Here is a 17,448-nt window from a genome sequence, read left to right on the forward strand (position 1 = left end):
CCGCGGTGTACTGCGTCTTCGCCGGCATGCCGGTGTCTGCGCAGCGTGCGCTGGTGATGACCGCCGTGGGGCTCGGGGCCTTGTTGTGCAGGCGTGGCGGGTCCGTCCCTGCTGCGTTCGGGCTCGCCCTGGCGCTGGTGCTGGCAGCCGATCCCCTTGCGGTGCTCGATCCCGGGCTGTGGCTTTCTTTCGGTGCCGTCGCCACCATCATCGCCGCAGTTGCCGGCCGCCGCGCCAGCCCGGGCCTGTTGCCCGCAGCGCTGCGTATCCAGGCAGCCCTGGCCGTGGGGATGCTGGTGTGCACGGTGGCCTGGTTCGGTCGCGTCTCCCTGGTGGCGCCCTTCGCCAACCTGCTGGCCGTACCTTGGTTCAGCCTGTTCGTGGTGCCGCCGGCGCTGGCGGGCGTGGTATTGAGCTGGGCATTGCCTCCGGCCGGCACTGCCGCATTGCTGTTCGCCGCCGAGGCCACGGCGCAGGGGCTGGCCGTGATCGAGCGCGTGGCGGCGTGGCCGTGGGCGGCTCATGCCCCCGCGACGCCGTCCGCCGCGGCGTTGCTGCTGGCGGCCGTCGGGGCCGCGTGGAGCCTCGCGCCGCGGCCGGCGCCGGCGCGCTGGTGCGCGGCCTTGCTGTTTGCGCCGCTGTTCCTGCCGGCGGCGCCACCCGTGGCGCCGGGGGGCTTCGAGCTGCGCGTGTTCGACATCGGTCACGGCCTGTCGGTACTGGTGCGCACGCGGGACCACGCGCTGCTGTATGACGCGGGCCCCGCCTGGCCGGGCGGAGACGCGGCAACCTGGAGCGTGTTGCCGGCGTTGCGCGCGCTCGGTGTGCGTCGGCTCGATCTCATGGTGCTGAGCCACGGGCATGCGGACCATGCCGGCGGTGCGCCGACCGTGCAGGCGAGATTCCCGGGGACGCCGGTCATGGGCGGGCATGGCACCGAGGCCGCGGCCGGCCGCCGTTGCCCGGCCGGCGCTTCATGGGCCTGGGACGGCGTGCGGTTCACGCTGCTGCACCCGGAGCCCGGTTTCCGCGGCGGCACCAACGACGGTTCCTGCGTGCTGCTGGTCGCCGGCGCCGGGGGCAGGGCGCTGCTCACCGGCGACATCGAGGCGCGCGGCGAGCGCGTCCTGCTCGGCCGGCGGGCCCGGCTGCCGGTGGACGTGGTCGTGGCGCCGCATCACGGCAGCAACACGTCCTCCGGTCCTGCGCTGGTGGCCGCGACGCGGCCGGCATGGGTGGTGTTCTCGACCAACTGGAAAAATCGCTGGGGATTCCCCAGCGCACCCGTGCTGGCGCGCTGGCAGTCAGCCGGTGCGACGCTGTTGTCGACCGAGCGTCATGGCGAGATTGTGCTGCGCTTCGATGCGGCCGGTCCGGCACCGCCGGCGCTGCGGCGACGGCAGGCCTGCCGGCCGTGGCTGGACTGCCCCGGCGACGACGTGCGCCGCGTCGCTGCACGCTCCGACGTGTCTCCGCGTCCGCAGCCCTGAGCAGCCTGATGCGGTATCATCCGCGGCAGTCCTGAGGTCGCGAGACGCCATGATCGAAATCATCCGCGCCGGCGGGTGGCTCATGCTGCCCATCATCCTGTGCTCCATCATCGCCGTGGCCATCACGATCGAGCGCGTCTGGACCCTGCAGCGACGGCGCGTGCTGCCCAAGGACCTCGCCACCCGGGTCTGGGAATGGGCGCGGGACCGCCAGCTCGACCAGAAGCACCTCGACATCCTCGCCGCCAACTCGCCGATGGGGCAGGTGCTGGCCGCCGGGCTGGCCAGTCGCGGCCAGGCACGGGACGTGCTCAAGGAAAAGGTCCAGGACACCGGGCGCCACGTGGTGCACGAGCTGGAGCGCTATCTCAACACCCTCGGCACGATCGCCGCCGTCACGCCGCTGCTCGGCCTGCTCGGCACGGTGATCGGCATGGTGAAGGTGTTCACCGCCATCACCACCGCGGGCGTCGGTAACCCGGGTGTCCTGGCGGGCGGAATTTCGGAGGCCCTGATCACGACGGCGGCCGGCCTGTCGGTCGCCATTCCCTCGCTGATCGCATATCGCTACCTGCGCGGTCGCGTGGACGCCCTGGTGGTGGAGATCGAGAAGGAAGCGATGAAACTGATCGACGCCCTGCACCGGTCGGGCCAGCGGGAGGGCGCCGCCTGATGGACCTGCGCACCCGCCCGCGCGAGGACCCGGAGATCAACCTCACCTCGTTGATCGACGTGGTCCTGTTGCTGCTGGTGTTCTTCATGGTGTCGACCAGCTTCCTCAAGGCCACCGAGGTGCGCCTGCAGCTGCCCCAGGCCGAGGCGCTGCCGCGGGAGGAGCCGGCGCGGGAGATCGAGATCATCGTCACTGCCTCGGGCGATTATTTCGTCGACGGCCAGGAACTGGTGAACCGCCGGCCGGAGACGCTGCAGCGGGCCTTGCAGCGCGTCGCCGGCGAGGGCCGCGAGCTGCCCGTGACCATCCGTGCGGATGCACGCGCCAGCCACCAGTCCGTGGTGACGGCCATGGACATCGTCGGCCGCCTCGGCTTTCGCGAGATCCTCATCGCCACGGTCAGCGAACCCGAGTGAAGACGTCCGCGGAGCAGGTCCAGGTCGACGAGGCGGGCAAGGTGTACCGCCGGTTGTGGAGCTACTCCGGTGCCTACCGCGCGATGTTCGCTGCCGCGATCCTTGCCATGGCGGTTTACGCCGGCAGCCAGACGGCTTTCGTCTACATCACCAAGCTGGTGACCGACCAGAGTTTCGTCGAGCGGGACATGCAGTTCATACGCTGGGTGCCCTTCATGATCCTCGGCGTTTTCTTCATCCGCGGTATCGCCGATTACGTTGCCACCTATTCCATGAGCTGGGTGGGGCGCCAGGTGATCAAGCGCATGCGCGAGGAGGTGTTCGCCAAGTTCCTCGCGCTGCCGACGCGCTTCTACGACCAGAGCTCTTCCGGCGCCTTGCTGTCGCGCCTCACTTTCAACATCGAGCAGGTCGCACAGGCCGCCAGCCAGGTGCTCACGACGCTGTTCAAGGATCTGCTCACCATCGTCGGCCTGGTGATCTACATGTTCTGGGTCAGCCCGCGGCTGTCGCTGTTCGTGCTCGTGGTGGGGCCGCTGATCGGCTTGATCATCCGCGGCCTGTCGAAGCGCTTCCGGCGCTACAGCACCCGCATACAGAATTCCATGGGCGATGTGACGCAGGCCGCCGAGCAGGTGCTCGAGGCGCACAAGGTGGTGAAGGTCTTCAACGGCGAGGCCCAGGAAATCGAGGGTTTCGAGCGGGTCAACGAGAAGAACCGGCGCCTGAACATGAAGCTGGCGGCGGCCAAGGCGGCCAGCGGCCCGATCATCCAGCTGGTGGCGGCCATCGGCCTGTCCTCGGTGGTCTTCGTGGCGACGCGCGACGACCTGTCCGGCGGCATGAGCGTGGGCGAGTTCGTCTCTTTCATCGGCGCGATGCTCCTGATCATGGCGCCGCTCAAGCACCTCACCAACATCAACGGCCCGCTGCAGCAGGGTATTGCGGCCGGCCAGAGTATCTTCGAGTTGCTGGATGCGCCGGCCGAGGACGCAGGCGGGGCGCGCCGCGTCGAGCGTGCGCGCGGCGAGCTGGAGTTCCGCGACGTGAATTTCCTCTACCAGGAGGAAAAGGGCGCCGTGCTGCGCGACATCCAGCTGCGCGTGGCCCCGGGCGAGCGGCTCGCCATCGTCGGTCGCTCCGGCAGCGGCAAGAGCACCCTGGTGAGCCTGATCCCGCGCTTCTACGACCCCACGGCCGGCGCGGTGCTCCTCGACGGGCATGACCTGCGCGAATACCGGCGCGACGACCTGCGGCGGCAGGTGAGCCTGGTGAGCCAGGACGTGAAGCTGTTCGACGACACCATCCGCGCCAACATTGCCTACGGGGCCATGCGCGATGCGAGCCCAGAGGAGATCGAGCAGGCGGCCCGTGCGGCGCACGTGTTGGAATTCACGGAGCGGTTCCCGGAAGGGCTCGAGACCCAGGTGGGCGACCGCGGCGTCACCCTGTCGGGCGGCCAGCGCCAGCGCGTCGCAATCGCCCGCGCGCTGTTGAAGAACGCCCCGGTGCTGATTCTCGACGAGGCGACCTCGGCGCTGGACACGGAATCCGAGCGGCACATCCAGCAGGCGCTCGAGGTCCTGATGGAGAATCGCACCACCCTCGTGATCGCGCATCGACTCTCCACCATCGAGAACGCCGACCGGATCGTGGTCATGGACCATGGCCGTATCGTGGAGATGGGGAGTCATGCCGAGCTGATGGCGCGCGACGGCGCGTACTCCGCCCTCCACCGCATGCAGTTCGCCGGCGAGGCGGGTGACCGGGCCGACGCGTGAGCCGGGTGGAGCAACGCTTGCTGGAGGCCTGGTACCAGGGCGGGCCGGTGCCCTGGTGGGCAGCGGCGCTGGAGCCCGCTTATCGCCTGGTCGCCGCCATGCGCCGCAGCGCCTACCGTCGTGGCTGGAAGCGCTCCGGGCACCCGGGCCGTCCCGTCATCGTCATCGGCAACCTCACGGCAGGCGGCGCCGGCAAGACACCGCTGGCCATCTGGCTGCTGCAGGCCCTGGCGCGCAACGGCCGGCGTCCGGCCCTGGTGAGCCGCGGCTACGGTGGGGCCGAGCCCGCTGTGCCCCATCGCGTGGCAGCGAGCGACCCGCCCGGGCTGGCGGGAGATGAGCCCCTGCTGGTGCTGCGTGAGACGGGGGTCCCGGTGTGGGTGTGCCGCGATCGCCTCGCCGCCGCGCGCGCCGCCGTGGCGGACGGGGCCGACGTGATCGTCGCGGATGATGGCCTGCAGCACTACCGGCTGCGGCGCGACTTCGAGATCGTGGTGGTGGACGCGCAGCGCGGCTTCGGCAACGGCCGGCGCCTGCCCGCGGGCCCGTTGCGCGAGTCCGTCGAACGCCTGGCGGGGGTCGACGCAGTGGTGTGTAACGGCAGCGGACCGCATTGCCCCGCGGGGTCCCTGCGCATGACCTTGTCCGGCAGCGAAGCGGTGCGGCTCGACGGCGGCGCGCGGCGCGCGCTGGCATCCTTCGCCGGCGGACCGGTGCACGCGGTGGCCGGTATCGGGCACCCTGAGCGGTTCTTCGCCTTGCTGGAAGCACAGGGCCTGCAGGTGCAGCGCCATCCCTTGCCGGATCACGGCGAGGTTCCGCCCGGGGCGCTGGCGCCGGCCGACGGGCGGCCGGTGCTCATGACCTCGAAGGACGCCATGCGCTGCCGCGGCAGCGCAGCCGCCGCAGCCGCCTGGGAGGTCCCGGTGGCCGCGACGCTGCAGGACGGCGGTGCGCCGCTCCTGGCGCGACTGGCAACCTGCCTCGCCTTGAGCGAAGCTTGAGCGCATGGATCACGGGCTACTGGATATCCTGGCCTGCCCCATCTGCAAGGGGCCGCTGCTCTATCGCCGCGAGCAGCAGGAGCTCGTATGCCGCGGCGACCGGCTCGCCTGGCCGCTGCGGGACGGCGTGCCCTGCCTGCGCGTGGCGGACGCGCGCGAAATCTCCCAGCCGGAACTGCTGGCGATGGAGCGGCGGTGAGCGGTTTTCATGTCGTCATCCCGGCCCGCTACGCGTCGGTACGGCTGCCTGCCAAGCCGCTGGCACGGATTGCCGGGCGGCCGATGATCCAGTGGGTTTGGGAGCGCGCCCGCGCGGCCGGGGCGGAATCGGTCACCGTGGCGACGGATCACGCTGCCATCGCCAGCGCCTGCGAGGCGTTCGGCGCCGAGGTGTGCATCACGGACGCTGCCCATGCCAGCGGCACCGACCGCATTGCTGAGGTGGCTGCGCGGCGTGGTTGGGACGAATCGCTGGTGGTGGTCAACGTGCAGGGCGATGAGCCGCTGTTGCCGCCCGCGCTGGTGGTGCAGGTGGCCGAGTTGCTGCGCCTGCAACCGGAGGCAGACATGGCCACGCTCGGGACACCCATCCACGACCTGGCCGAGTACCTCGATCCGAATGTCGTGAAGCTCGTGGCCGCGGCCGACGGCCGCGCCCTGTATTTCAGCCGCGCGCCGATTCCCTGGCATCGCGACGGAGCGCCGTCCGGCCTTGGCTCACAGCAGCACTGCGCGGGGGCGCTGCGACACCTCGGGCTGTATGGCTATCGCGTCGGGGCGCTGCAACGCCTGGCGGCCACGCCGCCGTGCCATCTCGAGCAGGTCGAGCGCCTCGAGCAGCTGCGGGCCTTGTGGCTGGGGATGCGCATACAGGTCGACACGGCGCTGGAGGTGCCGCCCGCGGGTATCGATACGCCCGAGGATCTCGACCGGGTCAACCGCCTGCTGGCGACGGGTCCTCCGGCAGCTTGACCAGCCGCATTTCCGCGGACAGGGAGCAACCGTCCGGTCCGAACACCGGCAGCTCGTAAAGCTGGGGCGCGTGGCGCATCGGCTTGCCGAAGTTGTCTGCCTGGATCACCGGCGCCGCATCTGCCGGCCTGAGCACGAGCACCGGCGGGTCGGACAGCAGGTCCAGTACCGTGCATCGCATCCCCTGGTAATTCACTTCCCGGCCCACGAAGGGCGCCAGCCGCGCCAGGATTTCACTGCTCGTGTTCACCCGTGCATCATAGCCTGACACGGGTCACGGTATCAGCGCGGCCGGTGTGATTAGGATGAGCGTATCGCCATGGAAAAGGCCGCCTGCGGGCGGGGACACGAGACATGACATCGCAAATGGACCGTCCGGAACACTCGGTGCTGTTTGTCTGCCTCGGAAACATCTGCCGGTCGCCTACGGCGGAAGGTGTGTTCCGACACCTGGCGCGTGAAGCCGGGCTGGAAGAGCGCATTCGCATCGACTCCGCCGGCACCGGCGGTTACCACATTGGCGCGCCGCCCGATGCGCGCGCGATGGCTGCGGCGCAGGCGCGCGGTTACGACCTGGCGGCAATCCGCGCGCGCAAGATCGCGCCGGAGGATTTCGAGCAATTCAACCTGATCCTGGCCATGGACGAGGACAACCTCGTGCATTTGCGCGGGATCGCGCCGGAGACCAGCCGCGCCCGACTCGGGCTGCTGCTGGACTACGCGCCGGGCCGACAGGAACGCGAGGTGCCCGACCCGTACTACGGCGGCCGCAATGGCTTCGAGCAGGTGCTCGACCTTGTGAACGAGGCCTGCGCCGGGCTCCTCGAGGAGCTCCGGCGCAACCTGCCCTAGGGCCTCACCCTTCCCGCGGCGGCTCAGGCCTCGGCTCAGGCCTCGGCTCGGGCTTCGGCTCGGGCTTCGGCTCGGGCTTCGGCTCGGGCTTCGGCTCGGGCTTCGGCTCGGGCTTCGGCTCGGGCTTCGGCTCGGGCTTGGGCTCAGGCCTCGGCTCAGGCCTCGGCTCAGGCTTCGGCTCAGGCTTCGGCTCAGGCTTCGGCTCAGGCTTCGGCTCAGGCTTCGGCTCAGGCTTCGGCTCAGGCTTCGGCTCAGGCTTCGGCTCGGGCTTCGGCTCAGGCCTCGGCTCGGGGGCCACGGCAACAGGCGTGCCGGGCACCGGCGCCTTCATGGGGAGCGACTGTTGCCTGGGCGTTTCGGGTGCCTTGTCGGCCGGGGATGGTTGGGCGGCACCAGCCGGCTGGTCGCCCGGCGCCGGCTTTTCCGCACGCCCGGAGGTGTCATTCCCCCCGGCACCTGGCCCCGCATCGCCTTCAGCGTGGGTTGATTGCTGCTGAGCGCCGTCCTGGCGCGACTTGCCACGACCGCCGCGGCGGCGCCGACGGCGCTTACTCGTCGACTGGCCGCCGCCGCCATCCTGCGCCGCGCCCTTGTCCTGTCCCTCGGGCTGCGTCTGCGGCTGGGGCTGGGGCTGGGGCTGGGCTTGGGACTGCGGCTGCGACGGCTGCTCGGCCGCTTCGCGCTTGTCCGCACGACCTTCCTTTTCGCGCTCGCGATCCTTGTCGCGCTGCTGTCCCTGGCGCTGGCGTTCGTCGCGCCGGCCCTCGCCGCCCTGGTCGCTGCGGTCACGGCTCCGAGTGCGCTTGTTGCCGTCGGGCTTCTGCCGCTCACCGCGGCGGCGGCGCGTGTCATCGCGCTGCTGCGGCTTGCGCCCGGGCTCGGACCTGCGTGCAGGTTTGGGCTTGCGCTCTGGCTCATCCGCCTGCGGCTTGCTCGCGCCAAGGCTGTTGAACCAGGCCGCGATCCTGGCCCACAGGCCGGGTCGCGATGGCTCGCTCGGCTCGCTGCGCTGTGGCGTCGGCGCCGGCGTGGCGGGCACGATGCCGGATACCGCCGGCTGCTCCGGGGCGCGGCGGGGCTTGAGCCCCGGGGTCGTGCTGTCCACCGCCTCGGCTTCGCTCGGCGGCATCTGGTAGCTGATACCGGAGTTCTCCGGCAGCGCCACCGCATCGTCCCGAACGCGCCGGATGAAGAACTTCGGCGACTCGAGCTGCTGGCGCGGCACCACGATGATCTGCACTTCGTCGCGCTGCTCGATCTCGCCCAGCCACTCGCGCTTCTCGTTCAGCAGGTAGGTGCCGACATCCACAGGCACTTCCGTGATGATGCGCGAGCTGCGCTCCTTGCGGGCTTCCTCGCCGATGAGCCGCAGGATGGACAGGGAGAGGGACTCCACGCTGCGGATGGCACCCCAGCCCTGGCAGCGCGGACAGGTGATGTGGCTCGACTCGCCCAGCGAGGGGCGCAGGCGCTGGCGCGACATTTCCAGCAGGCCGAAGCGCGAGATGCGGCCGATCTGGATGCGCGCACGGTCCATCTTGACCGCGTCGCGCAGGCGGTTCTCAACCTCGCGCTGGTTGCGCTGCGGTCCCATGTCGATGAAGTCGATGACGATCAGGCCGCCGAGGTCGCGGATGCGCAGCTGGCGTGCGATCTCGTCGGCCGCCTCCAGGTTGGTGTTGAGCGCCGTGGTCTCGATGTCCTCGCCCTTGGTGGCGCGCGCGGAGTTGATGTCGATGGACAGCAGCGCCTCGGTGTGGTCGATGACGATGCTGCCGCCGGACGGCAGCTCGACCATGTGCGAATAGGCGCTCTCGATCTGGCTCTCGATCTGGAAGCGCGTGAACAGGGGGACCGGGTCGTCGTAGCGCTTGAGCTTGCGCAGGTTGTGCGGCATCACCCGTTCCATGAACAGGCGCGCTTCCTCGAAGACATCCTCGTCATCGACCAGGATCTCGCCGATCTCGGCCGAGAAATGGTCGCGCAGGGCGCGCAGGATGGCGTTGCTTTCCTGGTAGATGAGGAACGGTGCCGGGCGTTCCACTGCGGTCCGCTTAATGGCCTCCCAGACCTGCAGCAGCGTGTCCAGGTCCCACTGCAGTTCCTCGAGGCTGCGGCCGACGCCGGCCGTGCGCACGATGGCGCCCATGCCGTCGGGCACTTCCAGGCCTTCCATGGCTTCGCGCACCGCCTCGCGGTCGTCGCCCTGGATGCGGCGCGACACGCCGCCGGCCTTGGGATTGTTGGGCATCAGCACGAGGAAGCGGCCGGCCAGGCTGAGGTAGGTGGTGAGGGCGGCGCCCTTGTTGCCGCGCTCGTCCTTTTCCACCTGCACGACGATTTCCTGGCCTTCGCGCAGTGCCTCGCGGATGTTGACGCGGCCGCCGTTGCGGTCGGCGTCGCCGACGAAGTACTCCGGCGAAATTTCTTTCAGCGGGAGAAAGCCGTGCCGGTCGGCGCCGAAATCGACGAAGGCGGCCTCCAGGCTGGGCTCGAGACGCGTGATGCGTCCCTTGTAGATGTTCGCCTTACGCTGCTCGCGCGAGGGAATCTCGATATCGAGGTCGTAGAGCTTCTGGCCGTCGACGACGGCCACGCGCAACTCTTCGCGTTGAGTTGCGTTCACCAGCATTCTTTTCATTAATCTTGACTCGCTGATCGGGGTCGGCCACACATCCACCTTTTCCGGAGGAGCGTGTCGTGGCGCGGGGCAGGTGGGGGCACGGCGCAACGGTCCCGGCAGATGTCGGGATGCGCAGCCAAGCGATCAGGACCCAAGTCAGAATGCCGGTCATGTCGTCCGTGCCGGTCACCGCCCGCGGCCTGCTGTGCGCTCCTCGCGCCTGGTGACCCGGATTCGGGGCCAGGGTGGGCGCTGCGGCCGAGCGATGGGAAGAAACCTGTTGCATGCCGGTCAACGAATGCTTCGCGACCGGCCCGTATCCAGGGCCCGCGACTCACCTCACGACGCCTTAGCGTCGAGCAGTGCACGCGGTCCATGGCGTACTATAGCAACCGCCCGAGCCCCCAGCAATCGCTAAGCCCCTGAATCCGGGAGGAGAATTTGGCTTCGTCATCGAGTCCCGTGCGTCCCGCGGTGGAATACGTCGAGATTACGGCGGAGGCAGCCGGCCAGCGGCTGGACAATTTCCTCGTCACCCGGCTCAAGGGGGTGCCCAAGTCCCATGTGTACCGGCTGCTGCGCAAGGGGGAGGTGCGGGTCAACAAGGGCCGTGCGAAGCCGGAATATCGGCTGGCAGCCGGTGACGTCGTGCGCCTGCCCCCGGTGCGACGCCCCGGGCCGGAGCAGGCTTCGCCGCGGGGACGGGCGGCCGGCCTCCGGCTCGAGACTGCCATCCTGCACGAGGACGAGCGGCTCATCGTGCTCGACAAGCCTGCGGGCATCGCGGTGCACGGTGGCAGCGGTCTCTCCCACGGGGTCATCGAGGCGCTGCGGGCGGCCCGTCCGGATGCGCCCTACCTCGAACTCGTGCACCGGCTCGACCGCGAGACCAGCGGCTGCCTTCTCGTTGCCAAGCGCCGCAGCGCCCTGCGGGCCTTGCACGAGCTGTTGCGCAACGGCCAGATCGAGAAGCGCTATCTCGCGCTGGTGCAGGGCCGCTGGGACCTGGGCCAGGTCAAGCTCGAAGACCGCCTGCGCAAGACGATCCGCGGCGGCGAGCGCGTGGTGACGGTGGACGAGAGCGGCAAGGCCGCGGCGAGCATTTTTCGTCCGGTGGAGATCCGCAACATCGCCAGCCTGCTGGAAGTGCACATCATGACCGGCCGTACGCACCAGATCCGGGTGCAGGCTGCTGAGGCGGGCCATCCGCTGGCCGGGGACGAGCGTTATGGCGACCGCGAGTTCAACCGGCTCATGAAGACGCTCGGCCTGGAGCGGCTGTTCCTGCATGCAGCGTCCATCGGCTGGGAAGATCCGGCCAGCGGCGAGTGGCGCATGTACTCGGCGCCGTTGCCGGATGACCTGCGCGCCGTGCTGTCCCGCCTGGAGGCTCGTGGTGGCTGAGCCGCGCCGGCTGGTGGTGTTCGACTGGGACGGCACGCTGATGGATTCCACCGGCCAGATCGTGGCCGCCGCCATGGCGACCATCAGCGACCTTGGCCTGCCGGAGCGTTCGCCGGACGCCGTGCGCGACATCATCGGCCTCGGCTTGCGCGAAGGCTGGCACCGGTTGTTCCCGGAGCTCGACGCCGCCGGTTTCGCCGCTTTCGTCGATGCTTACCGGGAGCGCTTCCTGTCGCCGGCTTTCCAGACGGCGCGCCTGTTCGAGCGCGCTGCGGAGGTGGTGGAGGAACTCGCGGGGCGTGGGCTGGTGCTGGCCGTGGCCACCGGGAAGAGTCGGCGCGGGCTGGACCGGGACCTGGTGGCCACCGGCCTCGGCCGCTTCATGGCGGCGTCGCGCACCGCGGAAGAGACACGCTCGAAGCCCGATCCCGCCATGTTGCTGGAGCTGATGAAAGGCACCGGCGCCGCGCCCGAGACCACCGTGATGGTGGGTGACACGGAATGGGACCTGGAAATGGCGCGCCGCGCCGGCGTCCGCGCGGTGGCGGCGGGCTACGGCGCCCATGCGCCGGAGCGGCTGCAGCGTTATGCGCCTTTGGCGTGCATGGACAGCATTGCGGCGTTGCCCACCCTGCTCACCTGAGCGTTCAGATGACCTCGACGCCGAGCCGGCGCAAGGCCTGCGCCACCCAGATCAAGGGCAGCCCGATCAGGCCGGTGGGGTCCTGGCTGTCGATGCGCTCGAACAGGGCGATTCCGAGCCCCTCGGCGCGGAAGCTGCCGGCGCAATCCAGCGGGCGCTCGACCTCGACATAGCGCCGGATTTCCCCGGCTTCCAGCGGGCGGAAGACGACGCGGGTGATGTCGATGTGTTCTTCGGGCTCATCCGCGCGGCCGGGCGCGAGGATGCACACGCCGGTGAGAAACTCGACGTGGCGGCCGGCGGAGCGTGCCAGTTGGGCCATGGCCTCGTCCGCATTACCCGGCTTGCCGAGGATATCGTCGCCCCGAACCGCGACCTGGTCCGAGCCGATCACGATGGCGTCCGTTGCGGTGCTGGCGACGGCCTGGGCCTTGCTCCGCGCCAGGCGCATCACCAGGTCAGCAGGCGATTCCCCGCGCCGCGGCGTCTCATCGATGTCGGCGCTGCGCTGGCGGAAGGGCAGCCCGAGCCGTTCCAGCAGCGCCCGACGATAGGGCGAGGCGGAGGCGAGTACCAGTTCGGGCTTGGCAGCGGAAGATGAGGTGCTCATGTGCGCCAGACTATATCGGCCGGGCTTCCGCCGCAAAACCTCCCTGCTTTCAGGGCTTTGACAGGAAAGTGGGGGACAGATATTCTAGCCGGCTTATGTCTGCCGAGCTGGACCGTCTGCTTGAGCCTGCCGGGCTGGCCGCGAAGGGCTGGCGCTGGGCGGGGGAGACGCCGTTGGCGCAATGGCCGCGACTGGCAGCGGTCGATGCCGTCGGCGCCGAGGCGGGCCATGATGTGACGCTCGAGTTGTCATGGCGGGAAGACGAGCACGGCGTGCCCATGCTCGAGGCCGAGCTGGCATGGCGCGTGAATGCGACCTGCCAGCGCTGCCTGGAAGAGATGGAACTGGCCTTGCGGGCCAGCTCGCGACTCTTCTTCGGAACGCAGGCGCAGCTCGACGCCAGCATGGCCGGTGCGGGGTTCGAGCCGTGCGAACTGGAGCCCGGCACGACGTTGCGACAGCTGCTGGAAGACGAATTGCTGCTCACGCTACCGGCGTTCCCGGCGCATGAGCAGGCTGAGGAATGCGGCGCGCTGGCGAAAAAGCTGGCGCAACTTGAGCCCGATAACGACGGGCAGAGCGGATCGAGCCCCTTTGCGGTGCTCGCTGAACTGAAGCGCAAGAACTGACAGACGGAGCATCGCCACCATGGCTGTACAACAGAATCGGAAGAGCTCTTCCAAGCGCGACATGCGGCGTTCGCACGATGCCCTCGGCACGCCGACGGTGTCGGTCGACCCCACCAGCGGCGAAACCCATCGGCGTCACCACGTGACGGCCGACGGTTTTTATCGCGGCAAGAAGGTGATCCAGACGGCTGCGGTACCGGACGAGGAATAGCACAGCGGCGTCCGCGCGGCTGATTGCCGCGCAAGACGCGCTGGCACCTCACCATGCCCGAGGCGCTGACCATAGCGATCGACGCCATGGGTGGCGACAGTGCGCCGTCCGTGCCTGTCGGCGCGACGCTGTCCCTGCTGCGGCGCCAACCTCGTCTCCATGCCATCCTGGTCGGCCCGCCTGACCAGATCGAGCCATTGCTGCAGCATCGCTCCGCGGCGCTGCGCGAGCGCGTCACCGTCGCGCCGGCGAGCCAGGTGGTGGCCATGGACGAGCCGCCCGGTGATGCCCTGCGGCGCAAGAAAGACTCTTCCATGCGCGTGGCCATCAACCTGGTCAAGGAAGGCAGTGCGCAGGCCTGTGTCAGTGCGGGGAACACCGGCGCGCTGATGGCCACCGCGAAATTCGTGCTCAAGACGCTGCCCGGGGTGGACCGCCCGGCGATCATTTCCGCCATCCCCGCGCTGGGTGGCCAGACACTCATGCTGGACCTCGGGGCCAACGCGATCTGCACCGCCCGGCAACTCTGCGAGTTCGCCGTCATGGGCGACATCGTGGCCTGCGACATGCACGCCGTGGAGAAGCCGCGGATCGGGCTGCTCAACATCGGCACCGAGGACATCAAGGGCAACCCCACGCTCAAGCAGGCGCACCAGTGGCTGCGCCGCAGCGACCTGAATTACCAGGGCTTCGTCGAGGGCACGGACATCATGTCGGGTCGCGTCGACGTGGTGGTGACGGACGGGTTCACCGGCAACGTGGCGCTGAAGACCATCGAGGGCACGGCGCGCATGCTGTCCCAGGTGACGCGCGAAGAGATCCGCCGCAGCATTCTCAGCCGGGCCATGGCGCTCGGTGCAGCGCCGCTGTTTCGCTCCCTTGCAGCAAGAGTCGACCCGCGCCGCTACAATGGAGCCAGCTTCGTCGGCCTGCAGGGCATCGTCATCAAGAGCCACGGCGGCGCCGACGAGACCGCGTTCGCCACCGCAATCGAAACCGCGGTGCTCGAAGTCGAGCAGGGCGTCCCGACGCGCATCGGCCAGGTGATGGCCGCGCAGTCCTTCGGCGAGGAGTGATAGTGATCTATTCGCGCATCATCGGCACCGGCCGCTATCTTCCCGAGAAGGTGCTGACCAATGCCGACCTCGAGAAGATGGTCGACACCAGCGACGAATGGATCCGCTCGCGCAGCGGGATCGAGCGGCGCCACATCGCGGTCGAGGGCGAAGGCACCACGGACCTGTGCGAGCACGCCGCCCGCGCAGCCATCGAGGCGGCCGGCATCGAACCGGGTGAGATCGACCTGATCGTGGTCGGAACCACGACCCCCGACCAGGTGTTCCCCAACGCCGGCGTGCTGCTGCAGGCGCGACTGGGCATTCACGGCTGCCCCGCGTTCAGCCTGGAGGCGGCATGCACCGGCTTCATCTACGCGCTGGCGGTGGCCGACAAGTTCATCCAGACCGGCGCCGCGAAGACGGCGCTGGTCGTCGGCGCCGAAACGATCAGTCGCATCGTGGACTGGACGGACCGGGCTACCGCCGTGCTGTTCGGCGACGGTGCCGGCGCCGTGGTGCTGCGCGCCGATACGGCGCCCGGTGTCGTCTCCACCCACCTGCACGCTGACGGGCAGTACCGGGACCTGCTGTATTTTCCCTCGGGCGTGGGTAACGGCATGAAGCCCGTGGGCGGCGAGAACGCCATCCAGATGAAGGGCAACGAGGTGTTCAAGGTGGCCGTGAACACCCTCGGCCGGATCGTGGACGAGACCCTGGAGGCGAACGGCCTGCAGAAGCAGGACATCGACTGGCTGATCCCGCACCAGGCCAACATCCGCATCATCCAGGCGACGGCCAAGAAGCTGGAGCTCCCCATGGAGCGGGTCGTCGTCACGGTGCAGGAGACCGGCAACACCTCGGCGGCCTCGGTACCGATGGCCCTGGACGTGGCAGTGCGCGACGGCCGCATCAGGAGCGGCGACCTGCTGCTGCTGGAGGCTTTCGGCGGCGGCTTTACCTGGGGCTCAGCCCTGGTACGCTGGTAAGCGCGGACGCGCTAGCGCAGCCGTCAGCCACATCAACGCTGGCAGGGCCACCGCCCAGCACAGGCCGACCGCAACGCCGTAGAACCAGCCCGGCACCGCCAGTTCCACCGCGCCGATCCGGGCGCCTACCCAGTACGAGAACCCCCCGCCGAGAAGTCCGAAGACGGACGCCAGGGCCGGCCGCGGCCGCAGCCACGCCAGGGAGTGGCCGAGCGTGAGGGCGAAGGCGGCCCATAACGTGACCAGCCAGATCGGGGCGAAGTAGGGGGACGGCCAGCCGGCCGCATAGCTCAGCGCGCCGGACAGCGACCAGGCGCTGTCGATGAGGATGCCGGCGAGCGCAAACACGGTCATGGCGGCGACATCGTAGCGCCGCTGCGTCGAGATGCGCAGTTGCAGGACGGCAAAGGCGGCCAGGGCCAGCGGGCCGGCCCAGGCCAGTCCCGCTGCGGCCCCGAACACCGTGGCCGCCCAGACGATGTTGAAGGCGACGGCATTGAAGACGGTCGGCAGCCAGGGCGAAGCGGTCAGTCGTGGCGTGTTCATGTAAGCTATTTCGGTTAGTGCCGCGGCACGGATTCGCGGCGCGTTACCCAGAGGTTTCCGACAGCATGAACGACAAAGACCGCTCCGCCCAGTTTCACAGCTGGCGGCCCCACCCCTGGCATGGCCTGGCCCCGGGTCCCAACCCGCCGCTGGAGGTCCGGGCCTACATCGAGATCACGCCCTTCGACCTGGTGAAGTACGAAGTGGACAAGGAGTCCGGTTACACCATCGTCGATCGTCCGCAGCGCACGTCGGCGGCGCCGCCGGTGCTGTACGGCTTTATCCCGCAGACCTACTGCGACGAGCGCGTGCGCAAGCTGACGCCGGGCGCCAAGCGTGCCGACGGCGACCCGCTGGACATCTGCGTGATCAGCGAGCGCCAGATCGAGCGGGGCGACATCCTGCTGAACTCCCGCGTCATCGGCGGCATCCAGATGATCGACGGCGGCGAGGCGGACGACAAGATCATCGCCGTGCTGCGCAACGACTACATCTGGAGCGAGGCGCACGACATCAAGGACCTGCCCGACGTGCTGATCCAGCGCCTGCAACACTACTTCAGCACTTACAAGATGGGCGCGAACATGACCTCCGGGGTCGAGATCACCGCCACCTACGGTCGCGACCATGCCGCCAGGGTGGTGACTGCCGCGATCGAGGATTACACGGACGTGTTCGGTCCCAGCCAGCGTGCCTGGGAGCAGCTCGAGGAGCGCATGCTGCTGGATAACGTTGAGGCGCAGGGCAAGGGCTGAGACACCGGCGGCGGGGCGCTCAGCGGTGCAACTCGTCGTAGAGCGCCTCGAACTCCGCGGTCAGCTTGTGGCGCGGCGCGAGATGTATCAGCGGCAGGCATTGCTCGTGTGACTCGCGCATCTTGACGCTGGACGACAGCAGGGTGTCGAGCACCGGCAGTCCCTCGTCGCGCAACTCGTCTACCAGGCGCTGCGGCAGGTTGGCGCGGGACAGGAACTGGTTGATCACGATCCCTTCCAGCTTCAGGTCCGGGTTGTGGTCGGCCCGCGTTTCCTCGAGATTGTCCATCAGGGTGTAGAGGGCGCGGCGCGAGAAATCGTCGCAGTCGAACGGGATCAGGCAACTGTCGGCGGCGATGAGCGCGGACAGCGTGTAGAAGTTGAATGCGGGCGGCGTATCGATGTAGATGGCGTCGAACTGTTCCGACAGGCGCAGCAGCAGTTCCTTCAGCTTGAAGATCTTGTGCTTCGACTCCAGCTTGGCCTGCAGCTCTGCCAGCTCAGGCGAGGAGGCCAGCACGTGCAGCCCGTCGAACTCCGTCGGCGTCAGGTAACGCAGGGGGTCGCGCGGCAGCAGCCGGATGGAGAGCGCGTCGTTGAAGAAGGCCGCGATGTCACTTTCCGCGGTCTCCCAGGCGTCGCCGAGCAGGTACTGGCTGGCGTTGCCCTGCGCATCGAGGTCCACCACCAGCGTATCGCGACCGCGCGCCGCACTGATGGCTGCGAGGTTCGCCGTGATGCTCGACTTGCCGACGCCGCCCTTCTGGTTGAAGACAACCCTTCGCATGATCTCTC

Annotated in this window: 20 protein-coding genes; 15 read left to right on the plus strand and 5 right to left on the minus strand. The window is 69.1% G+C overall.

The window, feature by feature from the left end; translation table 11 throughout:
• The 7 genes from G8346_RS04775 to kdsB all read left to right on the plus strand — a co-directional run.
• Window positions 1–1,490 (plus strand): DNA internalization-related competence protein ComEC/Rec2 (locus tag G8346_RS04775; RefSeq protein ID WP_166048764.1); only part of this gene is annotated, 1,490 nt, incomplete at its 5' end.
• Window positions 1,491–1,539: 49 nt separating this feature from the next.
• Window positions 1,540–2,163 (plus strand): MotA/TolQ/ExbB proton channel family protein, encoded by a 624-nt coding sequence (locus G8346_RS04780; protein ID WP_166048767.1) that lies wholly within the window; start codon window positions 1,540–1,542, stop codon window positions 2,161–2,163.
• Entirely contained in the window at window positions 2,163–2,579 is a 417-nt protein-coding gene (locus G8346_RS04785) for a biopolymer transporter ExbD (protein ID WP_166048769.1), read from the plus strand. Before G8346_RS04780 ends, G8346_RS04785 begins: the two co-directional genes overlap by 1 nt.
• Window positions 2,576–4,360 (plus strand): lipid A export permease/ATP-binding protein MsbA, encoded by a 1,785-nt coding sequence (gene msbA, locus G8346_RS04790; RefSeq protein WP_166048770.1) that lies wholly within the window; start codon window positions 2,576–2,578, stop codon window positions 4,358–4,360. The genes G8346_RS04785 and msbA overlap by 4 nt, the downstream gene beginning before the upstream one ends.
• Entirely contained in the window at window positions 4,357–5,364 is a 1,008-nt protein-coding gene (gene lpxK, locus G8346_RS04795; protein WP_206202592.1) for a tetraacyldisaccharide 4'-kinase, read from the plus strand. Before msbA ends, lpxK begins: the two co-directional genes overlap by 4 nt.
• Window positions 5,365–5,368: 4 nt before the next feature.
• Complete coding sequence (locus tag G8346_RS04800; protein ID WP_166048772.1) at window positions 5,369–5,563, plus strand: Trm112 family protein; 195 nt, start codon at window positions 5,369–5,371, stop codon at window positions 5,561–5,563.
• Entirely contained in the window at window positions 5,560–6,336 is a 777-nt protein-coding gene (kdsB, locus tag G8346_RS04805) for a 3-deoxy-manno-octulosonate cytidylyltransferase (RefSeq protein WP_206202630.1), read from the plus strand. Before G8346_RS04800 ends, kdsB begins: the two co-directional genes overlap by 4 nt.
• On the opposite strand, the gene G8346_RS04810 is transcribed toward kdsB, so the two are convergent.
• A complete protein-coding gene (locus G8346_RS04810) occupies window positions 6,299–6,586 on the minus strand; it encodes a hypothetical protein (RefSeq protein ID WP_166048776.1) in 288 nt (95 codons plus the stop codon). The genes kdsB and G8346_RS04810 overlap by 38 nt on opposite strands.
• 116 nt (window positions 6,587–6,702) lie before the next feature.
• Here G8346_RS04810 and G8346_RS04815 point away from each other — a divergent pair, with 116 nt between their 5' ends.
• Window positions 6,703–7,188 carry a low molecular weight protein-tyrosine-phosphatase gene (locus G8346_RS04815; protein ID WP_166049495.1) on the plus strand — a complete coding sequence of 162 codons (486 nt, stop codon included), beginning with the start codon at window positions 6,703–6,705 and terminating at the stop codon, window positions 7,186–7,188.
• A 4-nt stretch (window positions 7,189–7,192) separates the two neighbouring features.
• Here G8346_RS04815 and G8346_RS04820 read toward each other — a convergent pair whose 3' ends face one another.
• The gene (locus G8346_RS04820) at window positions 7,193–9,829 is read right to left on the minus strand and encodes an Rne/Rng family ribonuclease (protein WP_166048778.1); all 2,637 of its coding nucleotides are present in this window, start codon (window positions 9,827–9,829) and stop codon (window positions 7,193–7,195) included.
• 423 nt (window positions 9,830–10,252) lie between these two features.
• Here G8346_RS04820 and rluC point away from each other — a divergent pair, with 423 nt between their 5' ends.
• Both rluC and G8346_RS04830 read left to right on the plus strand, forming a co-directional pair.
• Entirely contained in the window at window positions 10,253–11,215 is a 963-nt protein-coding gene (rluC, locus tag G8346_RS04825) for a 23S rRNA pseudouridine(955/2504/2580) synthase RluC (RefSeq protein ID WP_206202593.1), read from the plus strand.
• Complete coding sequence (locus G8346_RS04830) at window positions 11,208–11,858, plus strand: HAD-IA family hydrolase (RefSeq protein WP_166048780.1); 651 nt, start codon at window positions 11,208–11,210, stop codon at window positions 11,856–11,858. Before rluC ends, G8346_RS04830 begins: the two co-directional genes overlap by 8 nt.
• Before the next feature lie 4 nt (window positions 11,859–11,862).
• On the opposite strand, the gene G8346_RS04835 is transcribed toward G8346_RS04830, so the two are convergent.
• Complete coding sequence (locus tag G8346_RS04835; RefSeq protein ID WP_166048782.1) at window positions 11,863–12,468, minus strand: nucleoside triphosphate pyrophosphatase; 606 nt, start codon at window positions 12,466–12,468, stop codon at window positions 11,863–11,865.
• A 95-nt stretch (window positions 12,469–12,563) separates the two neighbouring features.
• Here G8346_RS04835 and G8346_RS04840 point away from each other — a divergent pair, with 95 nt between their 5' ends.
• Genes G8346_RS04840 through G8346_RS04855 form a run of 4 tightly spaced genes read left to right on the plus strand, consistent with a single transcriptional unit; the run spans window position 12,564 to window position 15,352 of the window.
• On the plus strand, window positions 12,564–13,097 hold the full coding sequence (locus G8346_RS04840) for a YceD family protein (RefSeq protein WP_166048784.1): 534 nt from the start codon (window positions 12,564–12,566) through the stop codon (window positions 13,095–13,097).
• 19 nt (window positions 13,098–13,116) lie between these two features.
• Window positions 13,117–13,308 carry a 50S ribosomal protein L32 gene (gene rpmF / locus G8346_RS04845; protein WP_166048786.1) on the plus strand — a complete coding sequence of 64 codons (192 nt, stop codon included), beginning with the start codon at window positions 13,117–13,119 and terminating at the stop codon, window positions 13,306–13,308.
• Between the two features lie 53 nt (window positions 13,309–13,361).
• Window positions 13,362–14,384, plus strand: coding sequence for a phosphate acyltransferase PlsX (gene plsX / locus G8346_RS04850; RefSeq protein ID WP_166049499.1), 1,023 nt, complete (start codon window positions 13,362–13,364; stop codon window positions 14,382–14,384).
• Between the two features lie 2 nt (window positions 14,385–14,386).
• A complete protein-coding gene (locus tag G8346_RS04855; RefSeq protein WP_166048788.1) occupies window positions 14,387–15,352 on the plus strand; it encodes a beta-ketoacyl-ACP synthase III in 966 nt (321 codons plus the stop codon).
• Here the strand turns inward: G8346_RS04855 and G8346_RS04860 are convergent.
• Window positions 15,332–15,898: a DUF2878 domain-containing protein gene (locus G8346_RS04860; RefSeq protein WP_166048790.1), complete on the minus strand. Its 567-nt coding sequence runs from the start codon at window positions 15,896–15,898 to the stop codon at window positions 15,332–15,334. The two genes, G8346_RS04855 and G8346_RS04860, sit on opposite strands and share 21 nt — an antisense overlap.
• Window positions 15,899–15,963: 65 nt before the next feature.
• Here G8346_RS04860 and G8346_RS04865 point away from each other — a divergent pair, with 65 nt between their 5' ends.
• Entirely contained in the window at window positions 15,964–16,653 is a 690-nt protein-coding gene (locus G8346_RS04865; protein WP_166048792.1) for an inorganic pyrophosphatase, read from the plus strand.
• Between the two features lie 19 nt (window positions 16,654–16,672).
• Here G8346_RS04865 and G8346_RS04870 read toward each other — a convergent pair whose 3' ends face one another.
• Window positions 16,673–17,440 carry a ParA family protein gene (locus tag G8346_RS04870; RefSeq protein ID WP_166048794.1) on the minus strand — a complete coding sequence of 256 codons (768 nt, stop codon included), beginning with the start codon at window positions 17,438–17,440 and terminating at the stop codon, window positions 16,673–16,675.
• Window positions 17,441–17,448: the final 8 nt, after the last annotated feature.

This window comes from Thioalkalivibrio sp. XN279, from assembly GCF_011089885.1.
Classification (GTDB): Bacteria; Pseudomonadota; Gammaproteobacteria; order Steroidobacterales; family XN24; genus XN24.